This window comes from Saccharothrix isguenensis, from assembly GCF_052936305.1.
On sequence record NZ_CP193626.1, the window covers coordinates 3,459,557 to 3,482,772 of the forward strand.

Here is a 23,216-nt window from a genome sequence, read left to right on the forward strand (position 1 = left end):
TCCGTTCGCAGTGCCGGTCTCCGAGGCTACCTCCTCGCGCCGATCGGGTTGGCCGGTGATCGATCAGCGGCGGGGCGCCACCGGGATCGTGACCTGGACGGGCACGCCGCGGTGCGGTCCGGTGTTGGCCACGTCGTGGTAGGTGCCGTCGGCGCGCTGACGTTGGTAGACGACGGTGAGCAGGGCAGGGCGGTGGCTGGTCGAGGTGACGGTGATCTGGTCGCCACGCACCACCACGGTGCCCGCGTCGGCGGGTCGGAGCGCTGCGCGCAGGCGGTTCTGCGGGTTGGACAGGGCGAACTCGGCGCCGCCGGCACTGGTCACGTGGACCGTTGTGGTCGCGGAACCGCCCGGACGCGTGGGCAGCACGCGGTCGTCGGCTCGTGCCCGCAGCGGTCCGACTCCGGACGGGAGCGGCTGGTCCGCTGTGGACCCGTCGATGGACAGACCGTCACCCGGGTGCACACGCGAGGTGTACAGCGCACGGGAGGACGTGGTGGACGGGCGTCCGTGGTGGACGTAGTAGAGCTGTGCGCCGTCCGGCGACTCGATGATGCTGCCATGACCGGTCGAGTAGAGGCCCTGGGCGGGGTCCTGGGAAAGCACGGGGTTCTCGGCACTCTTGCGCCACGGCCCGAGCGGGCTGGTGGCGGTCGCGTAGCCGACGCCGTAGAACTCGTTCTCGTAGTTGTTGGCCGAGTAGGTCAGGTGGTAGCGGGGGTTGCCCTGCGCGTCCACGGTCCTGAGCGTGGTCGAGCCCTCGGCCCACCGGCGGTCCTTCTTCTCGCCGCCCGACTTCGCGTAGTCGTGCACGTGCGCGTTCTCCCACGCCTGCTTGTCCGAGCCGTAGTCCAGCACCGGGACGTAGCCGTCCTTGCGGACGCCGGGCGGGTCGTCCGCCGCACGGTTGCTGTCGCGGTACGCGGGCGCGATGGTCGGCATGGTCCTGCCGGTCGGGTCGCGCCACCAGTCACCGGTCAGCTCGACGGCGTAGATGTTGGACTCCTCGATGTACTTGCCGAGGTCGTCGTCCCAGACCCAGTTGCGGTAGGCGTTGCGGGAGAAGTACAGGTAGATCCGGCCGTCGGCGTCGAAGTAGACGTTGGGGTCGATGTACGGGATGTACGTGCCGAGCGGGGCGGTGCGGCCCTCCTCCAGCGTGGCGGGCGGCTTCTTCTGCGCGGCGTCCATGATGAGGTTGACGTCGTGGTAGGCGGGGTCGAAGGGGGAGTAGTCCAGCGGCGCCTCGACGATGTCGCGGAACGGCCCGGCCGGCGAGTTCGACACCGCGACGCCGACCTTGCACGGCTCCTCGAAGTCCGCGTACCGGAAGTGCTCGGCCACGCCGCGGTTCATCCTGGCCGCGTAGAACAGGTAGTACAGGCCGGTTTCCGCGTTGTGGTAGACCTCGGGCGCCCAGAACCAGTCGTGCGCCCAGTCGCCGTCCTGCCCCGTCCGCAGCGCGCCACCGGGCAGGTGCTCCCAGGTCGCGAGGTCGGGCGAGCGGTAGACGCCGAAGTGGTGGCCGGGGTCGGCGCCCTCCGTGGAGTAGGCGTAGTAGTAGCCGCTGGGGCGGTCGAACAGCACGAACGGGTCCGCGCCGGGGGTGGCGGCGTCGTTGTGGAAGGTCGCGTCGGTCGTCCGCGCGGGGTGGGCCGGGTGGGCCGAGGCCGGGGCGGACGCCAGGGATAAGGCCGCGATCGCGGCGACGAGCAAAGTGGTACGTCGCATGAGTCTCATCCTGCCGTCGACCCGCGCGGCGCGGAATGCCGTGGACCGCCCGCACTGCGGGATGGCCGGCCGATCAGCTTGAACAAGGTTACTGAATCCGGTGCCGAACGACGGCGGGGACGCGATACGTCGGGAAGAGATCGATAGAGGGGATCAGCGATGTGACGGTTACGCCGTTCCATCGGCGTGTTGGCGGTGATGGGGGAGTTGGTGGTGGTCATCGTGCCGCCGTGGCGGTAGACGCCGCCGGCGCCCAGGAGCAGGGCGTAAATGTCGGTCACCGCGGTCTGGGTGAGCGTCGTCGCGGTCGATCGGATCGCGGCGATCCCGCCACCCCGGCCGGCGGTGTTGCCGGTGATGAACAGCGGGCTGCCGGACACGCCGGTGACCGTCAGGCTGCCGCGTTGGCCGTTGTAGATGCCGCCGCCGTTGCCGGTCAGGGTGGTGTTGCCGGACACCGGGCTGTTGGTGAACGTCGCGGCGGGGGCCGTCCCGGTCGGGGTGTCCGCGTTGGCGAGGCCGCCGCCGTTGCCCGAGGCGGTGTTGCCGGTCAGGGTGCTCCCGGTGAGGGTGACCGCGCCGCGGTTGAGGATGCCGCCGCCGTCGCCGACCACGTCACCCCCGGTGAACGCGACCGCGGTGGTGACCGTCAGGCTGCCGGTCTGAGCGACCTCGGCGATCCGGAACTTGCCGAGGCGCAGCAGTGAGGCGTTGGTGACGGTGGCCGGGCCGACCATCTCGATCGGCGTGGTGATCACCGGCAGCGCGTTCGACGGACCGCCGTGGGCGGCGGTCATGCTGTACGTGCAGCCGCCCGCCAGGACGAGGGTGTCCGCGGTGGCCGTGGAGTTGGCCAGGTTCACCGCCGCCACCAAGGCGTTCTCACTGCACGCCACCGGGATGGTGATGGCGTGAGCCACGGAGGGGAGGGCGATCAGGCCCCCGGCTACGACGGTGGCTCCGAACAGGGCTTGGACGGTGGTGCGGATGCTGCGCATGACGGCTTCATTTCCTGGAGCACGATTGCGGATGACCTGAGCGGCACGCCGGTGGTCGGGAGATGGCGTGCGTGCACCGGCACGATTCGTGCGATGCGGTTCATCCGTGCAAAAGACCTCGGTCGCGGCCCACCCTGATCAATACGGGAGGTATCTCGCCACCGAGGTCCGGGGTAACGCCTTCAATTTATACCGTCAGTCGATTGATCGGTGCCATAGTCGCCCGAATGGGCGTATCCGCGTGGAATTCCGGAGAATTGGCACGATAAAGTGAGAAATCGACGGCTTCGCCCGATTCCGGCACGGACCACGGCGGCACGGACCACGGCGGCGGCGGTCACCCTCGCCGCCGCCGTCACCGCTGCGGCTCAGCTGGTCCAGCGTTCCCCGGCGTCGGGAGCGGGAGTCGGCTCCGACCGGTCGCCCACGTCGGTGGAGCGCCTGGTCCAGTCCGCGTCCAGCCTGGTCCGGCGCGGGTTGGCGACCGCCTGTCCAGCGTCTGTCTCGTGCATCGTGCCTCCAGGTCGACTACCTACGTCCCTCTGGTTACCTGCGGCCGGCACCTGCCAAACGATGAAGTACGTCACCTCCGCCGGAGACGCGCGCGGGCGGAGTGGGCCATGCTCCGGGCGCGAGCGGGTCAGTGGTCCAGGACGGCCCTGGCCAGGTCGTCCGCCACGGCACGCCGGTACGGGTTGGTCGCCGGACCGGCCGCGGTCGGGTGCACGCGGTTGGTCAGCAGCAGCACGAAGGCCCTGCTCTCCGGCTCGATGACCAGCGACGTCCCGGTGTACCCGGTGTGCCCGGCCGTGTAGGGCGTGGCGAGCATGCCCATGAAGGCGGGCTTGTTCAGGTCGAGGCCCAGGCCGCGGTCGGCGCCGGGGATGGCCGCGTTCCCGTTCCGCATCATCTCCCGGACGCTCTCCGGCCGCAGGACGCTCCGGTCGCCGTACTGCCCGCCGTTGAGCAGCATCTGGGCGAACACCGCGAGGTCGTGCGCGGTGGAGAAGACCCCGGCGTGCCCCGCGGTGCCACCGAGGTACCAGGAGGTGGAGTCGTGCACCTCGCCCCAGATCAGCCCGCGCGTGCCGCGCACGTACTGGGTCGGCGCGATCCGCGGGCGCAGGTGCTCCGGCGGGTTGTACATGGTGTCGTGCAGCGCGAGCGGCTCGGTGATCTCCGACGCCACGAGTTCGGGCAGCGTCCGACCGGCGACCCGTTCCAGCACCTTGCCGATCACGATGAGGCTCAGGTCCGAGTAGACGTACCGCGTGCCCGGCTGCGACCGGAGCGCCACCGCGTAGATCGCGGCCAGCCGCTGCTCGACCGTCGGGTACGACCCGACCGCGAGACCGGCGGGCAGCCCCGAGGTGTGGGTGAGCAGCTGCCTGAGGGTGACGTCCTGCTTGCCGGTCTGGCCGAACTCGGGCAGGTAGCGGGCGGCGGGGGCGTCGAGCTCGACCAGTCCGCGCTCCACCAGCCGCAGGGCGACCACGGTGGTGAACAGCTTCGAGATGGACGCCACGTCGAAGATGGTGTCCTCGCGCATGGGGAGCCGTTGGTCCGGCGGCAGTTCCACGCCGTCGTGCCCGTACCGCAGCGCGTCACCCACCGCCGCGTGCTCGGCGATCACGCCGTTGCGCGCGGCCAGCACCACACCGCCCGGGAAGGCCTGCGGGGACGCCACGACGCCCGCCTCGACGTCGGGCACCAGCCGGTCCACGTGCTCGGCGGCCAACCCGGCGTGGTGCGCCGAGCCGTACCGCAGGCGCTGGTGGGTGAGCGCACCGTCCCAAGGGGATCCGTGCCGCCGGGAGACGACCAGGTCGGCCACCACGGGCAGGTGGTCCGACGCGCCGGTCGTGATCACCCGCGTGTCACGCACCCGGGCCGGGTGGGCGGCGGCCACGTAGTCGATGCGCTTGGTGGGCGCCTGTGCCGGGTACGTCATGCCGGGCGACGACGGATCGGTCATCGCCCACGCGTCGACCAGCTCCGTCCACAGTGGAGCCAATTCCGGGGCGCCGGGAACGGCGTTGAAGTCGCCGAGCAGCACCCGGGCCTTGCCCCGGTCCTCGGCCAGGACGTGCAGCATGTCGGCGACCTGCGCCCGGCGCACCGCCGGATCGGCGCGGTAGTCGAGGTGGGTGTTGTAGACGTGCACCCGTTCGCCCCGCACGTTCAGCTCGACCTCGGGGAAGCCGGGTGCCGGCTCCGGCGTCGCGTTCGGCACCTGGGTGGACAGCCGGGTGATCGCGTGGTTCTCCGCCGCGACGACCGGGTGCCGGCTGAGCACCGCCACGCCGTACTGCCGCCGCGGCTGCCCCGGTTCCAGCGGGTCCAGGTCGTAGATGGGCGCGAAGTAGACGTCCATGCCGACCGCCGCGGCCAGTTCCGCCGCCTGGTCCCGCCACTCGCTGCGGGCCATCCAGTGGACGTCGACCTCCTGCAGCGCGACCACGTCCGCGTCGGCCGCCTCGATCTCCGCGGCCACCCGTGCCAGGTCGAGCCTGCCGTCCACGCCGATGCCGGTGTGGATGTTGAACGACATCACGGTCAGCGGCACCGACGGCAGGCCCGGGTTCGCCTGGTCGGTGGACTCCTGGCCGAGCGCGGGCGGAGTCGCGACCAGCAGCCCGCACAGGGCGATGGTCAGCAGTCGGCGGACGGCGTGGCGCATCGGTTCAGCTCTCCCAGGTCAGGCCGTGGCCGTACGGGTACAGCGCGGTCGAGGGGTCGCCCGCGAGCGGGATGGTGACGGGCAGCTTCCCGCCCGGCGCGTTCTCCCCGTACAGCACCCGCACCGCCGACTCCACCGAGACCGCGGTGTACGAGTAGGTCGCGAGGTAGGTCTGCGCGTCGGTGAAGTAGGCGAGGTCGTACGGGTCGCGGACCGCGATGACGACGACCGGTTCGCCGGTGGCGAGCAGTGCCTTCACCAGGTCCTGCTGGCCGACGTCGGTCCACGCCTTGTTGGTGGCCACGATCGTCAGGTCGGCGGCGCCCGCACCGGCCACCGCCCGGTCGATCGTCGCCCGGTTCGGGTTCGAGCCGGTGACCAGGGACGTCGTTGCCGCCGAACGGTGGCCGACAGCCGTGGCGAGCCGCTGCGGCACGGGATCGGCGGCGGTTCCCCAACCGGTGGTGAAGACCGTCGTCGGGCGGGTGGTCAGCGGGAGGACGCCCGCGGCGTTGCGCACGAGCGTCGTGGTCCGGTCCGTGATCTGCTGCGCGGTCCGCTCGTTGTGCTCGGTCCCGACCAGTTCCGGCAGGAGGGCGGGGTCGGCGAACTGGCCGCCGAACAGCCCGCGTCCGGCCTTCATCCGCAGGATCCGGCGGACCGACTGGTCGATGCGGTCCTCGGTCAGCTCGCCGCCGCGCACCGCCGCCAGCACCGCGGTGTACGCGAGGTCGATGTCCGGCGGCATCAACAGCTGGTCGACGCCCGACTTCAGCGCCAGCACGGGGACGCGGTCGTCGCCGTACTCCTGCCGGACACCGGCCATCCCGAGCGAGTCGGTGATCACCACGCCGTCGTAGCCGAGCTCGTCGCGCAGGATGCCCGTCATGATCGGGTGGGACAGCGTGGCCGGGTCGCCGGACGGGTCCAGCGCGGGCACCACGAGGTGCGCGGTCATGATCGAGTCGACGCCGGCCGCGATCGCGCGGCGGAACGGCGGCGCGTCCAGCCGGTCCCACTCCTCCCGGCTGTGGCCGATCACCGGGAGCCCGGTGTGGCTGTCGACGGCGGTGTCGCCGTGGCCGGGGAAGTGCTTGGCGGTGGCCGAGACGCCGCCCCGCTGGTACCCGCGCACCTGGGCTTCGACCAGTCGGGCGGTGAGCTGCGGGTCCTCGCCGAACGACCGGACGCCGATGACCGGGTTGAGCGCGTTGACGTTGACGTCGGCGACGGGCGCGAAGTTCTGGTTGACCCCCACCGCGCGCAGCTCGCGCCCGGCGATGGTGGCCGCGATGCGCGCCGACCCGGGGCTGCGGGCCGCGCCGAGCGCCATGGCGCCGGGGAACAGCGTGGCCGGCGCGCCGACCCGCGACACGACGCCGTGCTCCTGGTCGGTGCTCACCAGCGCGGGGATCGCGGACACCCGCTGGATGCCGTTGGACAGTTCGGTGATCTGGGCTGGGTTGACCGTGTTGCCGGACCACGCGAAGTAGATGATGCCGCCGAGGTGGTACTTCTCGATCAGCTGCTGGGCGTTGTCCACGCCGTGGTAGCGCCGGTTGGCCGCCACGGAGGCCGGGTCCGCCGCGTCCACCGTCGCCCCGTAGGCGTAGGTGACGAACAGCTGGCCGACCTTCTCCTCCAACGTCATGTCCCGCAGCGCGTCCGCCACGACGTCGGTCGTGGCGGACGCCGCCGTCACCGCCGTCACCGCCGCCACCGGCGTCGCCACCGAGCAGACCAGCAGGGCCGCCACGCCGACGAGCAGCTGTCGACGGTTGAGAATTTTCCTCATCTGCTCTCCCACGGTGAGGAAGTGACCATCCATCGCAACGTACGCAGTCGCCGGCGAAAGCGGCATCGACCGTTCGGATGTATCGATCGGGCCGCGTCCGATGGGGTTCGGACTGCGGTTACAACGTTGGAACATTAACCGGGGCGCTGCTACGTTCGACCGTGGCCCGCTCAACCATTGCCTGAAAGAGGTGGTCATGACCGGCACGTACGACGTCGACACCCTGGTGAGCGCCCTGTACTCGGACGGCATCGTCGCGTTGCGCGGCGCGTTCACGCCCGATTGGGCCGATCGGCTCGGCGAGGACGTCGACGAGTTGTTCCGGGAAGCGCTCGCACGTCCGGACGGCGCGATCGGCCGGGGTCCGAACCGCTACTACGTCGAGACCCACCCCGAGCGGATCCGGGGCTTCCTGGACCTGGTCACCCACCCGTGGGTGGTCGACCTCGCGCGGGCGGTGCTGGGGCCGGACTACCAGGTGGTCGAGATCGGCTTCGACGTGCCGCTGCCGGGCGCGGTCACCCAGCCGTGGCACCGGGACTTCCCGGCGCCGAGGGAAACCGTGGAGGAGCGGCGGCTCACCTCCCTGGCGTTGAACGTGACGACGGTCGACACGGTCCCCGAGATGGGGCCGTTCGAGATCGCGCCCGGCACGCAGTGGGACGACGCCGCCGACTTCGAGCACGGGATGTTCCCGCCGAAGTCCCACTACCCACGCTACGGAGCGCTCGTCCAGCAGAAGATGCCGCAGCGGGGCGACATCTCGGCGCGTTCCGCCCTCACCATCCACCGCGGCACCCCGAACCGGTCGAACTCCGCCCGGCCCGTGCTGGTCCTCGGACTGGCCGCCGGAGGAGTCGAGAACGACCGCAACGACCTGGTCGTCAGCCGCGCCTACTACGAGCGGCTGCCCGAAGAGGTCCGCACGCACCTCGGTTGCAGGGTCGTCGACCGCCTCGAACCCCTGGTGCAGAAGCACACCATCGAAGGGCTCGTGATGGGCGCCGACTAGCGCGGACTAGGGCTCCTTGTACGCGCTGAGAAGGATGCTCGGCGGGTTCTTGAGCAGTCGCCCGAGGCGGGTGGCGTCGTCAGGGGAGACGGGGGAGTGCGTCATCTCCTCCCACGTGACGCGGGAGAACCCGGCGGATTCCACCGCCCGTGCGAGAGTTCCCGCCGGCCAGTAGTGCACCCGCACGGAAGCCGGCGGAGTCGCACCGATCGTCACGGTGAACGGATCTCCCTCGCCGAGGTCGGTCGGGCGGTCGACGAGGAATCCGAAGTCCCGTGCCGCCTCCGCGTCGCACTCCACGTTCCCGACGTAGGCCAGCAGCCTGCCGCCGGGGGCGACGTTCGAGGCGATCTGCTCGCACATGCCGTCCAGCGTCGCCCTGGTGTCCGCGTAGTGCAGCACGTTGACGGCCAGGACGACGTCGAACGTGCCCAGCGCCGGCATCGTCGCCACGTCGTGCACGTGGTACCGGATTCCGAGTGGCCGCTCCGCCTCGGCGACCTCGCCCAGCCGGATCATCTCACCGGAGGAGTCCATCCCGACCACCTCCTCGGCGCCTCGCTGCGCGACCAACCGCGCGTAGACGCCGTCGCCGCAACCCACGTCCAGCACACGCTTTCCCCGCACCGGCCCCAGAGCGCGGAAGAACGACGGGAACTCCACGTTCTCACGGTAGAAGTGGATGGTCTTCTCGATGTCGGCGAGCCGGGCGGCGAGGGTGTCGTACTGCGCCATGGGTGTCCTTCTCAACGTGGTGTCGAGCTGGAGGTCGCGTACGGGGGATCCCGCGAAACGGCCTCACTGCGCCGGGCGGATGGTGGCGTAGCCCTGCCGGGGTGATGGCCGGAGCTGCGACTTCCCGGCGAAGACGAGCTCTGCCAGGGAAAGCTCGCGGTGGTAGAAGTTCAGCGACGACGGGACGTCGAAGATGTCGCCGGACGCCAGGAAGAACGGGAGCTCGGCGGTCAGGTACCGCATGCCGCGCTCGATCTGGTCGGCGGTGAGCGGCCCGGTGTGGCCCCTGGCGGCGAGGACTTCCCGGGTCATGGCGGCACACGTGTCCCACAGGGGGCCGTCCTCCTTCAGCGCCTGCTCGCACTCCGCCAGCTTCTCCCGGTAGACGGAGTCGGAAGCCAGCTCCGACATCCGGTGCAGACCGTCGGCCGGCCGCGGTCCTCCGTTGCCCTGCCAGGCGCGGGTGACCCTGTTGTACAGCACGTTGATCTCGCTGCGCGCCTTCTTCGCCGCACGTTGCGGGTCGTAGCCGAGAGCGCGGTAGGTCTCCGCCAACGCGGAATCCGGGATGACGACGTCGACCTGCCGGAACTCCGCGCAGAGCCAGTCCAGGAGTTCGGTCAGCCGGGTGACCTGGAAGTAGCTGTTCCCGGGACTGACCCCGAAGACCACGTGCTGCCGCCGCTCCCAGATCACGCGTGACGCCTCGGTGAACGGTTCGACGGTGAACCGCCCCCGCTGGAACACCGTGTTCGGACCCGCGTCGTCGACCCGTGCGGTGCTCATGTCCACCGTCCGGTGCCGGGCGTGCCGACGCCGTCCAGGTACCGCCGGCAGAGCTCTTCCCGGAGGATCTTCCCGGTACCGGTCCGGGGCATGTCCTTGAAGTCGATCACGATCGGGTCGGCCAGCTCGGGCAGTCGGCGGACCGCGCCGCGCCACTGCTCCGGGTCCAGCCGGCCGTTGGGCGCAGCCACCACGGGCACCGGTGGGGCGCCGGGCACCGGGAGCAGCGCGACGTCGTACCCCTCGGGCAGGTAGTCGACGATCACGTCCTCCAGTTCGAGGCAGCTCACCCCGGGCACGTAGTTGACCTCGCGGTCGAGCAGCTTGAGGGCGCCGGTCCGGGTCAGGACGCCGATGTCACCGGTGTTCCACCAGTCGCCCACCGCCTTCTCGTTCCAGCGCTCGGGTTCCTTGTAGTACCCGATGCGCCGAGCCTTCGTCTTCGCGAGCACGATTCCCGGCTGTCCCTTCGGCACCGGCTCGAAGGTTTTCGGGTCCACCACCTTCAGCTGCACGAAACCGGGCATCGGTCGACCGACCTTGCGCGGACCCGGTTGCTGGTCGCGCCGCTTGTTCGCCCGGTAGCGGGTGATGACGGTCATTCCCAGGCCGCCGGTCTCCGACTGCCCGTACCCCTCCCGCCAGACCGGGAACCAATGCCGGGAAGCGTTCAGGAAGGTGCGAATCGTCGGCCAGCGCATCGCGTCGAAATTTCCCACGAACATGCGGACCGAGGCGAAGGCGTCGCCCCGGTTCTCCTGGGCGAGTTTCGCCATCTGGAGGAAGTCGATCGGCAGCGCCTCGATCACCGTGGGCCGGTGCTGCCGGAACATCGGGCCGACCACTTCGGGGTCGTTTTCGCTCATCAGCAGGACCTTGGCGGGCGACAAGGTCAGCGCCGAATAGATCCAGGTGAAGGAGCGGGCGTGCACGTACGGCAGGAACATCGCCACGGTGTCATTGCGGCGGAAGGTGATCGGCGGCAAGTGGCGGCATTCCAGTCGGGCCATCTGCCGCTGGAGCTTTTCCGGGGTGTAGATGATGAGCTTCGGAATGCCGGTCGTGCCGGACGTGTGGGTGAGCATCATCAGTTCGTCGTCGCCGCGCGGAGCAGGGGGCGGTGCGGTGCCGCCGAGGACATCGGCGAGGGCCATCGCGTTCGGCGTGCTCCCGTCGAGGCACAGGGTGCGCTCGGCGAACGAGGTGAGCGGACTGCCGTCGGACCCCTTCTCCTCCAGTAATCGTTGGTTGCCGACCAGCAGCTTCGGTTCGACGCGCTGGAGCAGCGGGCGCACCGAGTCGGGGGCGAGCAGTCCCGACAGCATGACCGGGATCGCGCCGATCCTGACGGCGGCGGAGGCGAGCAGCAGGCAGTCGAAGTGGTTCTCCTTGTACACGGCGACCCGGTCGCCGGGGCGGACCCCGGCCGCGTGCAGGGCGCCGGCCGTGTTGCGCACGCATTCGGCGAGCGCGGCCACGTCAAGGATTCGTTGGCCCAGTGGGTCGATGTCCATCGGACGGCTGAGGCGGAAGAGCATTGGCTTTCCTATTTCCGCTCTGCGGTCGAACAGGAGACCGACGCTCGACTTCCACAGATCCATTGCAGGCACTGATTCCCCCGTGTCAGGTGAGCCACTCCGACGATTACGACGCTAGGGACGGCTGCACGCCCGGTCAAGAAGCCACCGTGAACGGATCATGGTTCGGCGGGGGATCACCGGCGGTAGCCGCACGCTGGGGTTTTGCGTGGCCGGACGGCAGTCGGTTTCCACCATTCCACCGCATACTGTGAGCTATATCACCGAACGTCGTGCGGTGCTCGTACCAGTCGATTCGCCCAAAAGCAGCGGGCTCGACGCAGAAGGGTGAACTTCGGTCGCGGCGTTCGGGTGCGGTGGCGGGGCGCCCTCGGTGGGATCGGCGGCGGTGGAGGTGCAGTCGAATGGGAATTTGATCGTCCGGTCCTGCTTCACCGGAACTGTTCTGGTGACCGTGCCGACAAGTTCACAACCCGCGTCTCAGCGCCGGAGTGCCCGATAGCGCTTGAGCAGGGCGGTGATCCGCGCGGGGTCGGCGGAGGTGTTCAGCTCGGCGAGCAGGTCGTCGGGACACAGCTCGTAGTGGTCGCCCCACCACCGCCGCGCCTTGCCGTCCCAGACCCGGTACCCGCCGGGCACACCCCTCGCCACGTACCGCCGCTTCGCCAACCAGCCCTCCTCTGGCCCCGCTAGCCGGTGGCCCGTCCACCGCAGGGGAAATCCAACCACTCGTCCCGCCCGATGTTGGTCCGCACGGTGTCGAGCTGGGCCAGCACGGTGTCCAGGCGGGCCGGGTCGTTGACGTACTCGAGCGCCGCCCGGTAGAACGCGGTGCGCATCACGCCCGGCATCAGGCCCGACGCGTCGAAGCAGAACGTGCCCGGCGACGTCAGCGTGGCGGCGATCCGCCGGCTCACGGCGTCGGCGTACACCTCCGGCAGCACCTTGCGGTTCACCGAGGACGCACCGCCCGCGCGCGGTCCAGATTTCCTGCGCCCGCGCGGAGGCGAGGAACCTGATCAGCTTCTCCGACTCCGGCGTGCGGGTGAACATCGCGGCGAGGTCGGCCGAGACCTCCCACGCCCGTTCACCGCCCGTGGGCGACGGGTAAGGGAAGAAGTCGAAGTCCTCCCCGGCGACGAGCGGCATCCCGCAACCCTTGTACGTGCTCATGGCGAAGGTGGCCTGGTGGTCCAGCAGGCACCCGGGCGGCTGGTCGAAGAGGCCGCGCCCGGCGTCCGTGAAGCCGGTGAGCGGCACGGACCTCGGCCCACCGCGCACCGCGAGCCGTCCCCAAGTCAGCCAAGCCCGCTCGACCGGATCGGATGTCCACGCCGACTGCCCGGCCGCCCACTGCCGGTGCACGTCCGGTCCGGCCTGCTGCAACAGGACGTTCTCCACCCAGTCGGTCCCGCGGATCCCGGTGGACCATGACGCGGCTACCGCGGCCCTCGCCGCCTGGCGAAGCCTGGACCCACCGGCGTCTGCGCCCACGACGACACCGCCGCTCTCGCGGTGCTGGCCGGGCTGCGCCGGCACGGGTTGACCGCGCCTCACGACCTGGCCGTGATCGGCGTCGACGACTCACCCCGCCGCCCTGGCCGATCCTCCGTTGACCATGGCCGCCGCCGACGCCGAGGCCACCGCCCGGCACGTGGTGCGGATCGTCACCAGCCTGCTCGAAGGCCGCCCGCCGCCGCTCGAACCGCCTGGGGTCATGACCGTGATCGAGTGCGGGTCGGTGCGACCGGCCGGGCGCGTGCGCGTGCCGGCCGGCGTGCCGCCATCAGGACGGGTCCGGCTTGGCGCGGTCGTAGGCGAGGTGGAGCCAGTCCGACGCCGCGACCGCGGTCAACGTCGTCATCAGCAGCCGCGTGGCCCGTGGTGCGAGCACCCGGCCCGCCGTCAACGCACCGGCGATCCACACCCCGGAGCAGAACGGGCAGGTCACCAGTTCGCCGACCGCGTGCCGGTGCCCGTGCCGCGCCGACTCGTTGACCTCCGCCTCGCCGGCGGCGCTCTCGTAGTGCGTGAACGGCGCCCGCAGCGCGCTGGTGACCGAGCTCTTCGTCACCAGGCGGCTCGCCTTGTGCGTCGCCACCGACAGCAACACCACGTCTCCGGTCGACAACCGCTCCGGCAGCCGGGCACCCCGCCGCCTGCCGACAGCGGTCGCGACGCCGACCATCGCCGCGTAGGAGAGGAGTGATGTGAGGTAGCCCCCCAGCGGGCGTTGCTCACCACCGGCGTAGGAGGAACGGACTCGGCCCCACCACTGAGTCAACGACATGGACGCGGGGTTACCGGGCCGTGCGCGACCAAACCCGCTAGATGACACGGGCGCGTCACGCCCCTTGAGGTGGCACGGACCGCACGAGCGCCAGCTGGACGCTCGCCGCCGTCAGCAACGTCCGCGCCTCCAGCAGTTCGCCGAACTCGAGGTGCTCACACGCCGCCCGCGCGCAGGCGAGAGCCTGCTGGAGCAGGGACCGGTCGCCCGCCCGCCTGCCGAAGGCCAGCAGTTCGTGCAGCTCATCGCGCGCATTCCGGGCGTGGGCCTCCGCGTTCTCCGGCGACACGGTCGTCGTCTCGCGCAAGGCCTTCTGGATCGCCTGGTCCACCAGGTCTGCGACCTCCCGGATCGAGGGTTCGCCGCGTGCATCGTCGCCCGGCGCACCGTGCGCCGATGTGCTGACAAGCTTCCGATCCATCCGAATCACCGCTTCCGCCGTCGCGCACCGCGCGGACCGCTTGACGCGTCCGTCGGATACCCGGATCGACGGCGGCGAACCGTCCAGATGCGACAGCCCGTGACCTCGTGACGCAACGGTGTTCACCGATGCGGTGGCCGGACGGAATCCGGCGGACCCGAATCGAGGCCGCTCGACCGGGTACCCCGCCGGATCGGCACTCGACATTCGGCACGGTGAAGAAGCCCCGCCATGACAGAGCCCCGCCATGACAGAGCCCCGGCGTGACGAAGAGACGGTGGAGCGCGGGTCGGCCGAGGAAGCCACCGGCGCGCCGCTCACCGACGTGGAGCGGGAGGTGTCCGGACGGCCGCCGGGCGCAGACACCGCCGGCAGCCGGCCCCACGGGGAGGACGGGTCGAGCGGTGCCTCCTGACGTGGACCGCGACGGCGTGAACGGCGACGGGACTCCCGGCGGGCCGAGCACACGGTCCGACTCGCTGTACTTCGTCGGCACGGCGACCACGGTGCTGCGGCTGGGTCCGTTCACCGTGCTCACCGATCCCAACTTTTTGCGTCGGGGCCAGTGGAGCTACCTGGGGCAGGGCCTGGTCTCGCGCCGCCGCACCGACCCCGCGATCGGGATCGGCGACCTGCCGCCGCTGGACGCCGTGGTGCTGTCCCACCTGCACGGCGACCACTTCGACCGGGTGGCGAGCCGTGAGCTGGACCGCGACCTGCCGTTGCTGACGACCCCGCACGCCGCGCGACGCCTGGGTCGGCGAGGGTTCCGCGAGGCCGTCGCCCTCGACACGTGGGCGAAGGTGGCGATGGAGAAGGACGGCGCCTCGTTGACGGTGACGTCGCTGCCCGGCAGGCACGCCTTCGGCCTGCCGGGCAGGGTGCTGCCGCCGGTCATGGGCACGCTGCTGGAGTACCGGGCCACCGCGGCCTCGGCGGTCCTGCGGATCTACCTCAGCGGCGACACCCTCGTCCACGACGACCTGCGCGAGGTCCGCGACCGCTACCCGACCATCGACGTGGCCGTGGTGCACCTCGGCGGGACCAAGGTGTTGGGCGTGCTGCTCACCATGGACGGCGCGCAGGGGGTGGACCTGCTCGACATGCTGCGGCCCCGCCACGCGGTTCCGGTGCACTACGACGACTACGGCGTGATGAAGTCACCGTTGTCCGACTTCGCCGACGAAGTGCGCCGCCGCCGACCGCCGACCGCCGTGTCCTACCTCGACCGCGGCCAGACCTTCACCCTGCCCACGGCCGGAGGCGGTGTCGCGCGCCCTGGTGCGTCCACAGTGGACTGAGCACGTCACGGTGCCCGCTCCCGGCAGGAGCACCGGGGCGAATGCATGCAGTTCCGGTGTCCGGGTAGGCCTGTGACGTGTACTTCGACTCCTGGAACGGACTCGGCAGGGTCGTGCTGGTGGGTGTTCCCGCCTACGCGGTGCTCGTGGTCGCCCTGCGGCTGTCCGGCAAGCGGACGTTGTCCAAGATGAACGCCTTCGACCTCGTGGTCACCGTGGCGCTGGGTTCGACGCTGGCCACCGTCGTGCTGACGTCCCAGGTGGCGCTGGCCGAAGGCGTGCTTGCCCTGGTCCTGCTCATCGTGGCGCAATTCGTGGTCGCGTGGTCGTCGGTGCGGGCTCGCGTGGTGCGGAAGATGGTGCGGTCGAGCCCGACGCTGCTGGTCTGGCAGGGACAGCGGAGGGAAGGGGCGATGCGGGGCCAGCGGGTCAGCGAGCCGGAGGTCCTGCAGGCCGTCCGTTCGCAGGGGTTGGGTGGCTTCGACCAGGTCGCGGCGGTGGTGTTGGAGACCGACGGCACGTTCAGCGTGATCCCGGCCGACAAGGCGGGCGACCTCGACGCGCTGCGGGACGTGGCGGGCGTCGAGGACCGGGCATCCCCGTGACGCCGCCCGGGGGTGGTCACCGCCTCCACGCCGACGCCTTCTGGTCCTGGTCGTCGGCGTAGGCGCGCAGCACCGCGCGGGTGTCGCCGTCGACTCGGAGGAAGCCCTGCTCAGGCCTTCGGCGAGTTCCATGGCCGGCGGTCCGGACAGCGAGGACGGCGCGCGACGTCCGCCGAGGCGGCGGGTCGACCGCCACACCGGCCTCATGGCCGGCGTCGCGATGTCACCTCGGAGACCGGGGTGGAACAACGTGCGGAACACGTCGCGCAGGACGAGGCAGACCAGGGCGCCGCCCAGCGACGCGCCCACCGACCTTCGCGCGCACTGTCCGCTGAAGCCGGTCCTGCCGTCCTCGCGCGTCCACTGAGGACTTGCGTGCGACCGCCCGAGCCGAGCGGACAACCACGATCGGGCACGATTGATCCCTCCCCCAGGTGGAACCCGAACGGTGACGTGGTACCGGTGGCGGGAGGGCCGATGACGAGGTTCGTGCGTCGCGCCGACGTGCACGGCGGCGCGTGGTGACGGCCGTGGCGGACCGACTGGACCGGCCGTGCTGATCCTCCTGGCCGTCCACGCGTCCGTCGCGGTGCTGCTGCCGCTGGTGGCGCACCGCCTCGGTCGCGGTGTCTGGGCCGTCGCCGCCCTCGCACCGCTGTCCGCGCTGGTCTGGGCGGTGACGCGCGCATCGTCCGTGGGGCACGGCGCCGTGACGGAAGGGCTGGAGTGGGCGTCGACGCTCGGCCTGCGGTTCGACGTGCGGGTCGACGCGCTCGCGCTGGTGATGGTGTTCGTGGTCAGCGGCGTCGGTGTCGCCGTGCTCGCCTACAGCGCGTACTACGTGGAGGAGGGCGCGGGACGCCTGGCGGCGCTGCTGGTGGCCTTCGCGGGCGCGATGCTGGGGCTGGTCACCGCCGACCACCTGATCTCGCTGTACCTGTTCTGGGAACTCACCACCGTGCTGTCGTTCCTGCTCATCGGTGGTGCCGGAGGCTCGTCCGAGGAACGCCGGGCCGCCGTGCAGGCCCTGCTGACGACCGCGGCGGGCGGCCTGGTGATGCTCCTCGGTCTGCTGATGCTGGGGGAGGCGGCGGGGACGTACCGGCTGTCGGCGATCGTGGCGGACCCGCCGAGCGGCGGGCTCACCCCCGTGGCGCTGGTGCTCGTGGTGATCGGGGCGATGGCGAAGTCCGCGCAGTTCCCGCTGCAGGCCTGGCTGCCGGCGGCGATGGTGGCGCCGACCCCGGTCAGCGCCTACCTCCACGCCGCCGCGATGGTGAAGGCCGGGGTCTACCTCGTCGCCCGGTTGTCGCCCGCGTTCGCCGACGTCGGCGCGTGGCGTGCTGCGGTGGTGGCGGTGGGGCTCACCGGCATGGTGCTGGCCGGGTGGCGGGCGTTGCGCGAGACGGACCTCAAAGGGCTGCTCGCCTACGGCACGATCAGCGAACTCGGCCTGCTCACGGCCCTGTTCGGGGCGGGCTCCGCCGTCTCGGCCCTCGCCGCGGTGACCATGCTGGTGGCGCATGCCCTGTTCAAGTCCGCGCTGTTCCTCGTCGTGGGCGTGGTGGACCACCAGGCCGGGACCAGGGACCTGCGCGAGCTGTCCGGGGTGGGACGGCGGCTGCCCGTGCTGTGCGCGGTCGCCGTCGTGGCCGCGGCGTCGATGGCCGGCCTGCCGCCGACGATCGGTTTCCTCGGCAAGGAGGCTGCCTACGACGCGTTCCTGCACGACTTCTGGCCGATGGCGGGCCTGGTGGCGGGATCGGTGCTCACGGTGGCCTACAGCGCCCGGTTCCTGTGGGGCGCGTTCGGGCGCAAGCCGGGGGTGGAGCCGACGCGGCCGGACGAGCCGGCGAAGGGGTTCGTCGCGGTTCCGGCGCTGCTCGCGACGGCGGGCGTCGCCCTCGGCATCTGGCACGCCGCCGTCGCCTCACCCGCCTCGACGTACGCCGAGGCCTACGCCACCCCGGACTACCACCTGGCCTTGTGGCACGGCTTCACGCCGGTGCTGGGCCTCTCCGTCCTCACGGTGCTGGCGGGCGTCGCCTTGCACTTCGCCGCACTCCGGTTCGACGTGGTGGGCGGGAAGGCGTTGCCGGATGCCCAGGCGGTCTACGCCGGGATCGTGCGGGTGCTCGACGTGGTGGCCCGGCAGGTGACGCGACGGACCCAGGTCGGTTCCCTGCCGGTGTACCTGGGCGTGGTGATGTGCACGGTGCTGGTGCTGCCGGGGGTGGCCCTGGTCCTCTCCGGCACGGTGGTCCCGCGCATCAGGCTGTGGACGACGCCGATCCAGGTGCCGCTGGCGGTCGTCGTGCTCGTCGCGGCGGTGGCAGTGGCCACCGCTCGGCGCAGGCTGACCGCGGTGCTGCTGGTGGGGTTCGTCGGCTACGGCGTGGCGGGGATGTTCGTCCTGCACGGGGCGCCGGACCTGGCGTTGACGCAGTTCCTGGTGGAGTCGCTGACGTTGGTCGTCTTCGTGCTGGTGCTCCGCCGGATGCCGGTCCGCTTCAGCCCGGATCGGCCCGGCCGGAGCCGGCGCGCCGAGGAGCGTGCTGCGGGGAGCCCACCCGGCCGGGGCCGGTCCGCCCGGCCGCTCCGCTGGCCGCGCGCCGTGCTGGCCGCCGCGGTCGGCGCGTTCGTGGGCCTGTTCGCGTTGTCCGTGACCGCCGTCCGGCACCCGAGCCCGGTCTCCGACGCCTACTTCGGGCTGCTCCACGAGGCCGGCGCGCACAACGCGGTCAACGCGATCCTGGTCGACTTCCGCGCCCTCGACACCCTGGGCGAGATCTCGGTCCTGATGGTCACCGCGATCGGCGCGGCCGGGCTGGTCATGCGGAGCAGAGGCAGCGAACGCCGTGCTGATCAGGATGCCGAACGAGCTGCCGAACGAGCTGCCGGACAGGACGACGACGAGGAGGTGCGGTCATGACGCGACCATCACGCCAAGTGGGGGAAGAGCCCATCCCCGGGCATTCGCTGCTGCTGGAGGTCGTCACCCGGCTGCTGTTCCCGTCGATCTTCGTGCTGTCCCTCTACCTGCTGTTCTCGGGCCACGAGGGACCCGGCGGGGGGTTCACCGGAGGCCTGGTCGCGGCCGAGGCGTTCGTCCTGCGGTACCTGGCGGGTGGCGCCCGGGAACTGGAGGCGACCCTGCCCGTCCGACCGGTGGTGCTCGCCGCCGCCGGCCTGGTGCCGGCCGCCGCGGTCGGCATCGTGCCGCTGCTGTTCGGGGCCGCGCCGCTGAGCAGCCACGTGGTGACCCTGGACCTCGGGACCGCCGTGCACGTCCAGGTGCCGACCAGCCTCTTCTTCGACATCGGCGTCTACCTGCTCGTCGTGGGCGCTTCGACGCAGCTGCTGTCCGCTTTCGGACCGTCGCTGGAGCCGGGCGGTGACGCATGACGCACCTGGACCTCATCAGCGCCGCCGTCATCGCCTGCCTGTTCGGCGTCGGCGTCTACCTGCTGATGCAGCGGTCGCTGATGCGCGTCCTGCTCGGCTTCGTCGTGCTGGGGCACGGCGCGAACCTGCTCCTGCTGTTCGCCGGCGGCGCGCCCGGTCGACCTCCGATCACCGAAGGCGGGTCGGACCCGGACCCGGCGGCGTACGCGGACCCCCTGCCGCAGGCGATGGCGCTGACCGCCATCGTCATCACGTTCGGTGTGACCGCGTTCCTCCTGGCGCTGGCGTACCGCGCGTTCCGGCTGTCCGGCCACGACGAGGTCCGCGACGACGTGGAGGACCAGCGCCTCGGGTCGCGGGAGGAGCGGTCGTGAACGCCGCGCTGCTGGCCGTGCCGGTGCTGGTCCCGCTGTTCGCGGCCGGACTGTCCCTCGGCTTCGCCCGGCACGCCGCCGTGCAACGGGCGCTCGGCATCGGCGTCCTGGTGCTGGTCCTGGCCGACGCCGGCGTGGTCCTGGCGGTCGCCGACGGTCGGGGGCCGTTCGCCGTCGCGGTCGGCGGCTGGAGTCCTCCGGTCGGCATCCCGCTGGTGGCCGACCGGCTGTCCGCCTTGCTGCTCGTCGTGTCGGTGCTCGTGGCGCTGGCGGTGCTCGTCTTCGCCGTGGGGCAGGGCGTCGCCGACGCACGGAGGACGCTGACGCCCGTGTTCCACCCGACCTACCTGGTGCTGGTCGCGGGCGTCGCGCTGGCGTTCCTCGCCGGCGACCTGTTCACGCTGTTCGTGGCGTTCGAGGTCATGCTGGCCGCCTCGTACGTGCTGATCACCCTGCGCGCGACGGAACACCGCGCCCGCGCGGGCATGACGTACACGATCACCAGCCTCGCCTCGTCCCTGCTGTTCCTGACCGCCATCGCCCTGGTCTACGCGGCGACCGGCACGGTCAACCTCGCCGACCTCGGCTCGAAGGCGGCGCTGGTGCCGGACGGGCTGCGGGACGCGCTGAGCCTGCTGCTGCTCGTCGTGTTCGGCATCAAGGCGGCCATGGTGCCGCTGCACTTCTGGTTGCCCGACAGCTACCCGACCGCGCCCGCGCCGATCACGGCGGTGCTCGCCGCCCTGCTGACGAAGGTCGGGGTGTACGCGATGGTGCGCACCCAGACGCTGGTGTTCCCGCGCCAGGACGTCTGGCCGTTGTTGGGCGGTATCGCGATCGCCGCGCTGCTGGTCGGCATCCTCGGCGCGATCGCCCAGGACGACCTCAACCGGCTGCTCGCGTTCACGCTGGTCAGCCACATCGGGTTCATGCTGTTCGGGCTGGCGCTGTCCGACGCCGCCGGGCTCACCGGGACGATCATGTACATCGTGCACCACATCACGGTGCAGGCCACGCTGTTCCTGGTCGCGGGGCTGATCGTGCGCGGGACCGGTACACCGTCGCTGCGGCGGATGGGTGGTCTGGCGAGGCTGGACCCGTGGGTCGCGGTGCTGTTCTTCATCCCCGCGATGAGCCTCGCGGGGATCCCGCCGCTGTCCGGGTTCGTGGCGAAGTTCGCCCTGCTGCGCGCGGGTGTGGCTGAGGGCGGGACCACGGCGCTGGCGCTGGCCGCGGCGGCGGTGCTGACCAGCCTGCTCACCCTGTACGCGATGGCCCGGCTGTGGTCGGCGGTGTTCTGGGGCCCCTCGCGCGATCCGGTGCCGGACCCGGACCCCACCGACGAGCTGGACGTCGGCACCGGGCAGAAGTCGGTGCCGATGCTCGGCGCCACCGCCGCCATGGTGGCGACGGGGCTGGCCCTGGCGGTCCTGGCCGGGCCGCTCGCGGGTGTCAGCGGGCGGGCAGCGGCCGATCTGCTGGACCGCGAGGTCTACCGCGTCGCCGTGCTGGGGGAGGAGGGGCGGTGAAGCGGATCCTGCTCGGCGCCTGGCTGTGGGCGTTGTGGCTGCTGCTGTGGGGGTCGCTCAGCCCAGTGGTCGTGGTGGGCGGGCTCCTGGCCACCATCGGCGTGCTGGTCGCGTTCCCGCCGCGGGGTCGGCCAGGTCGGGCCGGACCACGGCCTGTCCGGCTGCTCCAGCTCATCGCCGGCGCGCTGCTCGACCTGGCGCGCTCCTCGGTGGTGGTCGCCTGGAGCGTGGTCCGGCACGGCCCGCGCACCAGGACGGCGATCGTCGAGGTGCCGTTGCGCGTCCGGTCGAACGTGGAGATCGCCGCCACCGCGAACGTGACGTCGCTGACCCCGGGCACCCTCGTCGTGCACATCGACCGCGACCGGCGGCTGCTGTACGTCCACACCCTCCCCATCCCCGCCGACGGGTCCACCGAACAGGCCCGGCGGGTGGTGCGGACCGTCGAACGCCGGGTGGCGCGGGTGTTCGGCACGCCGCTCGAAGAGGAGGTGCGACCGTGACGGTCGTCTACGCGATGACGTTGGCGCTGCTGTCGGTGGCCGCCTTGCTGGTGTTGCCGAGGCTGCTGCGCGGCCCTACCGCGTTGGACCGGATCGTGGCCGTGGACGTGCTCGTGGTGTTGATCGTCGCGGCTTCCGCCGTGGGGATGGTGCCGCAGGGGAGCGGTGCGGTGATACCGCTGCTCGTCGCGGTGGTGCTGCTCGGTTTCGTGGGGTCGGTGGCCGCCGCGCGCCTGGTGGAGCACCGCGAGGACGAGGAGTGATCGCCGTGGTGCTCGACGTCTGCTCGGCCGTGCTGCTGCTGACGGGCGCGTGCTTCAGCCTGGTGGGTGCGATCGGGCTGCTGAGGTTCACCGATCCGCCGTCACGGCTGCACGCGTCCTCGAAGCCGCAGACGCTCGGGCTGCTGCTGATCCTGGTCGGCGTCGCCCTCCAGGTGCCGGCGCGGTACGCGTTCGCGCTGCTGCTGGTCGCCGCGCTCCAGACGGTGACGGCGCCCGTGGTCGGCCAGATGGTCGGGCGGACCGCCTACCTCACCGGCCGGGTGAACCGGGACACCATGGTCACCGACGAGTTCCCGGACGCGGGCGAGGCCCCGCCCGGCCCGGCACCCGGCCGGAGCGGTGACCGATGACGCGCAGGACGGCGCGCCGACCAGCGCGTGCCGTTTGCTCACCCACACCGCCTCCCACTCGCCCCGTCCGCACGCGGGCGACGCCGAACAGGTCATCGTGGACACCGAGGACTTCCGGACGGGCCGGATCGGTCGCTGCACGTACGACGGTTCCTGGTCGGAGGCGGTCCGCCGGGCACTGGTGACGCTCAAGGCGCTGTCCTACAGCCCACCGGCGGCATCGTGGCCGCCGCCACGGCGTTGCCCGAGCAGACCCTGCTTGGCTGCCCGGCTGCTCGGCGGCGCCTCCACCCGCACGTCCGCCGGCAGGGACGAACAAGACCTGTGACCACCGTCGGGCGTCACGCCGACGCGGGCACCGCGAGGTCGTGAGCCGGGCGTCGTCCTCGGGTCGCCCCGACCGGCCACGGCACGTTCGGCTGTTCGGCGCCCACCACGGCGGCCAGCGAGTCGAGCGCGTGGGCCAACCAGCCGTCCAGCAGCGGCATGGGCAGCCCGAGCGGGCCGGCCAGGTCCACCGCGACGACGCTGCGCCCCGGCGTCATGCGCAGCACCCGCAGGCTCCCGGCGTGGCTGGGCGCCTCGTCGCTGCCCCACTCCACCTTCAGGTTCTCCCAGTCGATCCGCACCTGGCGCTCGCACGGCTCGTCGAAGGCGTGACGGGACCACAGGCGCAGCAGACCCGGCCCGTACAGCTCGATCTCGACCCCGGGCGGCAGCCAGTCGGCCAGGTGCTCCAGGTCGGTGACGACGTCGAACACGACCTCGGCGTCGGCCGGCATCGATCTGGTCCGCGCCGTTCGGGCGGACGTGCCGGCCGACGTGCCCTCTTCGCGGTGTGGCGTGTGCTCGTGTGCGGTCATAGGCCTCCCCTTCGTC

26 protein-coding genes are annotated in these 23,216 nt (G+C 71.5%); 12 read left to right on the plus strand and 14 right to left on the minus strand.

Annotated elements, in window-relative coordinates; translation table 11 throughout:
• Positions 1-63: 63 nt before the first annotated feature.
• The 5 genes from ACRAKI_RS16020 to ACRAKI_RS16040 form a co-directional block, all read right to left on the minus strand.
• Complete coding sequence (locus ACRAKI_RS16020; protein ID WP_447007881.1) at positions 64-1,731, minus strand: glycoside hydrolase family 43 protein; 1,668 nt, start codon at positions 1,729-1,731, stop codon at positions 64-66.
• A gap of 5 nt (positions 1,732-1,736) precedes the next feature.
• Entirely contained in the window at positions 1,737-2,729 is a 993-nt protein-coding gene (locus tag ACRAKI_RS16025; protein WP_447007882.1) for a hypothetical protein, read from the minus strand.
• Positions 2,730-3,097: 368 nt separating this feature from the next.
• A complete protein-coding gene (locus ACRAKI_RS16030; protein WP_447007883.1) occupies positions 3,098-3,241 on the minus strand; it encodes a hypothetical protein in 144 nt (47 codons plus the stop codon).
• A gap of 128 nt (positions 3,242-3,369) precedes the next feature.
• The gene (locus tag ACRAKI_RS16035) at positions 3,370-5,409 is read right to left on the minus strand and encodes a serine hydrolase (RefSeq protein WP_447007884.1); all 2,040 of its coding nucleotides are present in this window, start codon (positions 5,407-5,409) and stop codon (positions 3,370-3,372) included.
• Positions 5,410-5,413: 4 nt separating this feature from the next.
• Positions 5,414-7,204, minus strand: coding sequence for a glycoside hydrolase family 3 protein (locus ACRAKI_RS16040; protein ID WP_447007885.1), 1,791 nt, complete (start codon positions 7,202-7,204; stop codon positions 5,414-5,416).
• A 196-nt stretch (positions 7,205-7,400) separates the two neighbouring features.
• Between ACRAKI_RS16040 and ACRAKI_RS16045 the strand changes: the two genes are divergently transcribed.
• Positions 7,401-8,216, plus strand: a complete 816-nt coding sequence (locus ACRAKI_RS16045; RefSeq protein WP_447007886.1) for a phytanoyl-CoA dioxygenase family protein — start codon at positions 7,401-7,403, stop codon at positions 8,214-8,216.
• A gap of 6 nt (positions 8,217-8,222) precedes the next feature.
• Here ACRAKI_RS16045 and ACRAKI_RS16050 read toward each other — a convergent pair whose 3' ends face one another.
• The 8 genes from ACRAKI_RS16050 to ACRAKI_RS16085 all read right to left on the minus strand — a co-directional run bounded on the left by ACRAKI_RS16050 (position 8,223) and on the right by ACRAKI_RS16085 (position 13,986).
• Complete coding sequence (locus tag ACRAKI_RS16050; protein WP_447007887.1) at positions 8,223-8,951, minus strand: class I SAM-dependent methyltransferase; 729 nt, start codon at positions 8,949-8,951, stop codon at positions 8,223-8,225.
• Between the two features lie 63 nt (positions 8,952-9,014).
• Positions 9,015-9,737, minus strand: a complete 723-nt coding sequence (locus ACRAKI_RS16055) for a tRNA-dependent cyclodipeptide synthase (RefSeq protein WP_447007888.1) — start codon at positions 9,735-9,737, stop codon at positions 9,015-9,017.
• Positions 9,734-11,275: a class I adenylate-forming enzyme family protein gene (locus tag ACRAKI_RS16060; protein WP_447007889.1), complete on the minus strand. Its 1,542-nt coding sequence runs from the start codon at positions 11,273-11,275 to the stop codon at positions 9,734-9,736. The genes ACRAKI_RS16055 and ACRAKI_RS16060 overlap by 4 nt, the downstream gene beginning before the upstream one ends.
• A 480-nt stretch (positions 11,276-11,755) precedes the next feature.
• The gene (locus ACRAKI_RS16065) at positions 11,756-11,944 is read right to left on the minus strand and encodes a hypothetical protein (protein WP_447007890.1); all 189 of its coding nucleotides are present in this window, start codon (positions 11,942-11,944) and stop codon (positions 11,756-11,758) included.
• Positions 11,945-11,964: 20 nt separating this feature from the next.
• On the minus strand, positions 11,965-12,231 hold the full coding sequence (locus tag ACRAKI_RS16070) for a hypothetical protein (protein WP_447007891.1): 267 nt from the start codon (positions 12,229-12,231) through the stop codon (positions 11,965-11,967).
• 628 nt (positions 12,232-12,859) lie between these two features.
• Positions 12,860-12,994 carry a hypothetical protein gene (locus ACRAKI_RS16075; RefSeq protein ID WP_447007892.1) on the minus strand — a complete coding sequence of 45 codons (135 nt, stop codon included), beginning with the start codon at positions 12,992-12,994 and terminating at the stop codon, positions 12,860-12,862.
• 67 nt (positions 12,995-13,061) lie between these two features.
• The gene (locus ACRAKI_RS16080) at positions 13,062-13,565 is read right to left on the minus strand and encodes a DUF1360 domain-containing protein (RefSeq protein WP_447007893.1); all 504 of its coding nucleotides are present in this window, start codon (positions 13,563-13,565) and stop codon (positions 13,062-13,064) included.
• Positions 13,566-13,620: 55 nt separating this feature from the next.
• Positions 13,621-13,986: a hypothetical protein gene (locus tag ACRAKI_RS16085; protein ID WP_447007894.1), complete on the minus strand. Its 366-nt coding sequence runs from the start codon at positions 13,984-13,986 to the stop codon at positions 13,621-13,623.
• Between the two features lie 247 nt (positions 13,987-14,233).
• Here ACRAKI_RS16085 and ACRAKI_RS16090 point away from each other — a divergent pair, with 247 nt between their 5' ends.
• From ACRAKI_RS16090 to ACRAKI_RS16140, 11 genes are all read left to right on the plus strand, one after another.
• On the plus strand, positions 14,234-14,401 hold the full coding sequence (locus ACRAKI_RS16090; RefSeq protein WP_447007895.1) for a hypothetical protein: 168 nt from the start codon (positions 14,234-14,236) through the stop codon (positions 14,399-14,401).
• Between the two features lie 16 nt (positions 14,402-14,417).
• Positions 14,418-15,287 (plus strand): MBL fold metallo-hydrolase, encoded by an 870-nt coding sequence (locus tag ACRAKI_RS16095; protein WP_447008433.1) that lies wholly within the window; start codon positions 14,418-14,420, stop codon positions 15,285-15,287.
• Positions 15,288-15,364: 77 nt separating this feature from the next.
• Positions 15,365-15,892, plus strand: a complete 528-nt coding sequence (locus tag ACRAKI_RS16100) for a DUF421 domain-containing protein (protein WP_447007896.1) — start codon at positions 15,365-15,367, stop codon at positions 15,890-15,892.
• A 553-nt stretch (positions 15,893-16,445) separates the two neighbouring features.
• On the plus strand, positions 16,446-18,824 hold the full coding sequence (gene mbhE / locus ACRAKI_RS16105; protein ID WP_447007897.1) for a hydrogen gas-evolving membrane-bound hydrogenase subunit E: 2,379 nt from the start codon (positions 16,446-16,448) through the stop codon (positions 18,822-18,824).
• A complete protein-coding gene (locus ACRAKI_RS16110) occupies positions 18,821-19,297 on the plus strand; it encodes an MnhB domain-containing protein (protein WP_447007898.1) in 477 nt (158 codons plus the stop codon). The genes mbhE and ACRAKI_RS16110 overlap by 4 nt, the downstream gene beginning before the upstream one ends.
• Positions 19,294-19,671, plus strand: coding sequence for a Na(+)/H(+) antiporter subunit C (locus tag ACRAKI_RS16115; RefSeq protein WP_447007899.1), 378 nt, complete (start codon positions 19,294-19,296; stop codon positions 19,669-19,671). The genes ACRAKI_RS16110 and ACRAKI_RS16115 overlap by 4 nt, the downstream gene beginning before the upstream one ends.
• The gene (locus ACRAKI_RS16120; protein WP_447007900.1) at positions 19,668-21,200 is read left to right on the plus strand and encodes a Na+/H+ antiporter subunit D; all 1,533 of its coding nucleotides are present in this window, start codon (positions 19,668-19,670) and stop codon (positions 21,198-21,200) included. Before ACRAKI_RS16115 ends, ACRAKI_RS16120 begins: the two co-directional genes overlap by 4 nt.
• Complete coding sequence (locus tag ACRAKI_RS16125; RefSeq protein WP_447007901.1) at positions 21,197-21,703, plus strand: Na+/H+ antiporter subunit E; 507 nt, start codon at positions 21,197-21,199, stop codon at positions 21,701-21,703. Before ACRAKI_RS16120 ends, ACRAKI_RS16125 begins: the two co-directional genes overlap by 4 nt.
• Positions 21,700-21,966 carry a monovalent cation/H+ antiporter complex subunit F gene (locus tag ACRAKI_RS16130; protein WP_447007902.1) on the plus strand — a complete coding sequence of 89 codons (267 nt, stop codon included), beginning with the start codon at positions 21,700-21,702 and terminating at the stop codon, positions 21,964-21,966. The genes ACRAKI_RS16125 and ACRAKI_RS16130 overlap by 4 nt, the downstream gene beginning before the upstream one ends.
• Positions 21,963-22,337 (plus strand): monovalent cation/H(+) antiporter subunit G, encoded by a 375-nt coding sequence (gene mnhG, locus ACRAKI_RS16135; RefSeq protein WP_447007903.1) that lies wholly within the window; start codon positions 21,963-21,965, stop codon positions 22,335-22,337. The genes ACRAKI_RS16130 and mnhG overlap by 4 nt, the downstream gene beginning before the upstream one ends.
• The gene (locus ACRAKI_RS16140) at positions 22,327-22,665 is read left to right on the plus strand and encodes a hypothetical protein (RefSeq protein ID WP_447007904.1); all 339 of its coding nucleotides are present in this window, start codon (positions 22,327-22,329) and stop codon (positions 22,663-22,665) included. Before mnhG ends, ACRAKI_RS16140 begins: the two co-directional genes overlap by 11 nt.
• 13 nt (positions 22,666-22,678) lie before the next feature.
• On the opposite strand, the gene ACRAKI_RS16145 is transcribed toward ACRAKI_RS16140, so the two are convergent.
• The gene (locus tag ACRAKI_RS16145; RefSeq protein ID WP_447007905.1) at positions 22,679-23,200 is read right to left on the minus strand and encodes a hypothetical protein; all 522 of its coding nucleotides are present in this window, start codon (positions 23,198-23,200) and stop codon (positions 22,679-22,681) included.
• Between the last annotated feature and the right edge of the window lie 16 nt (positions 23,201-23,216).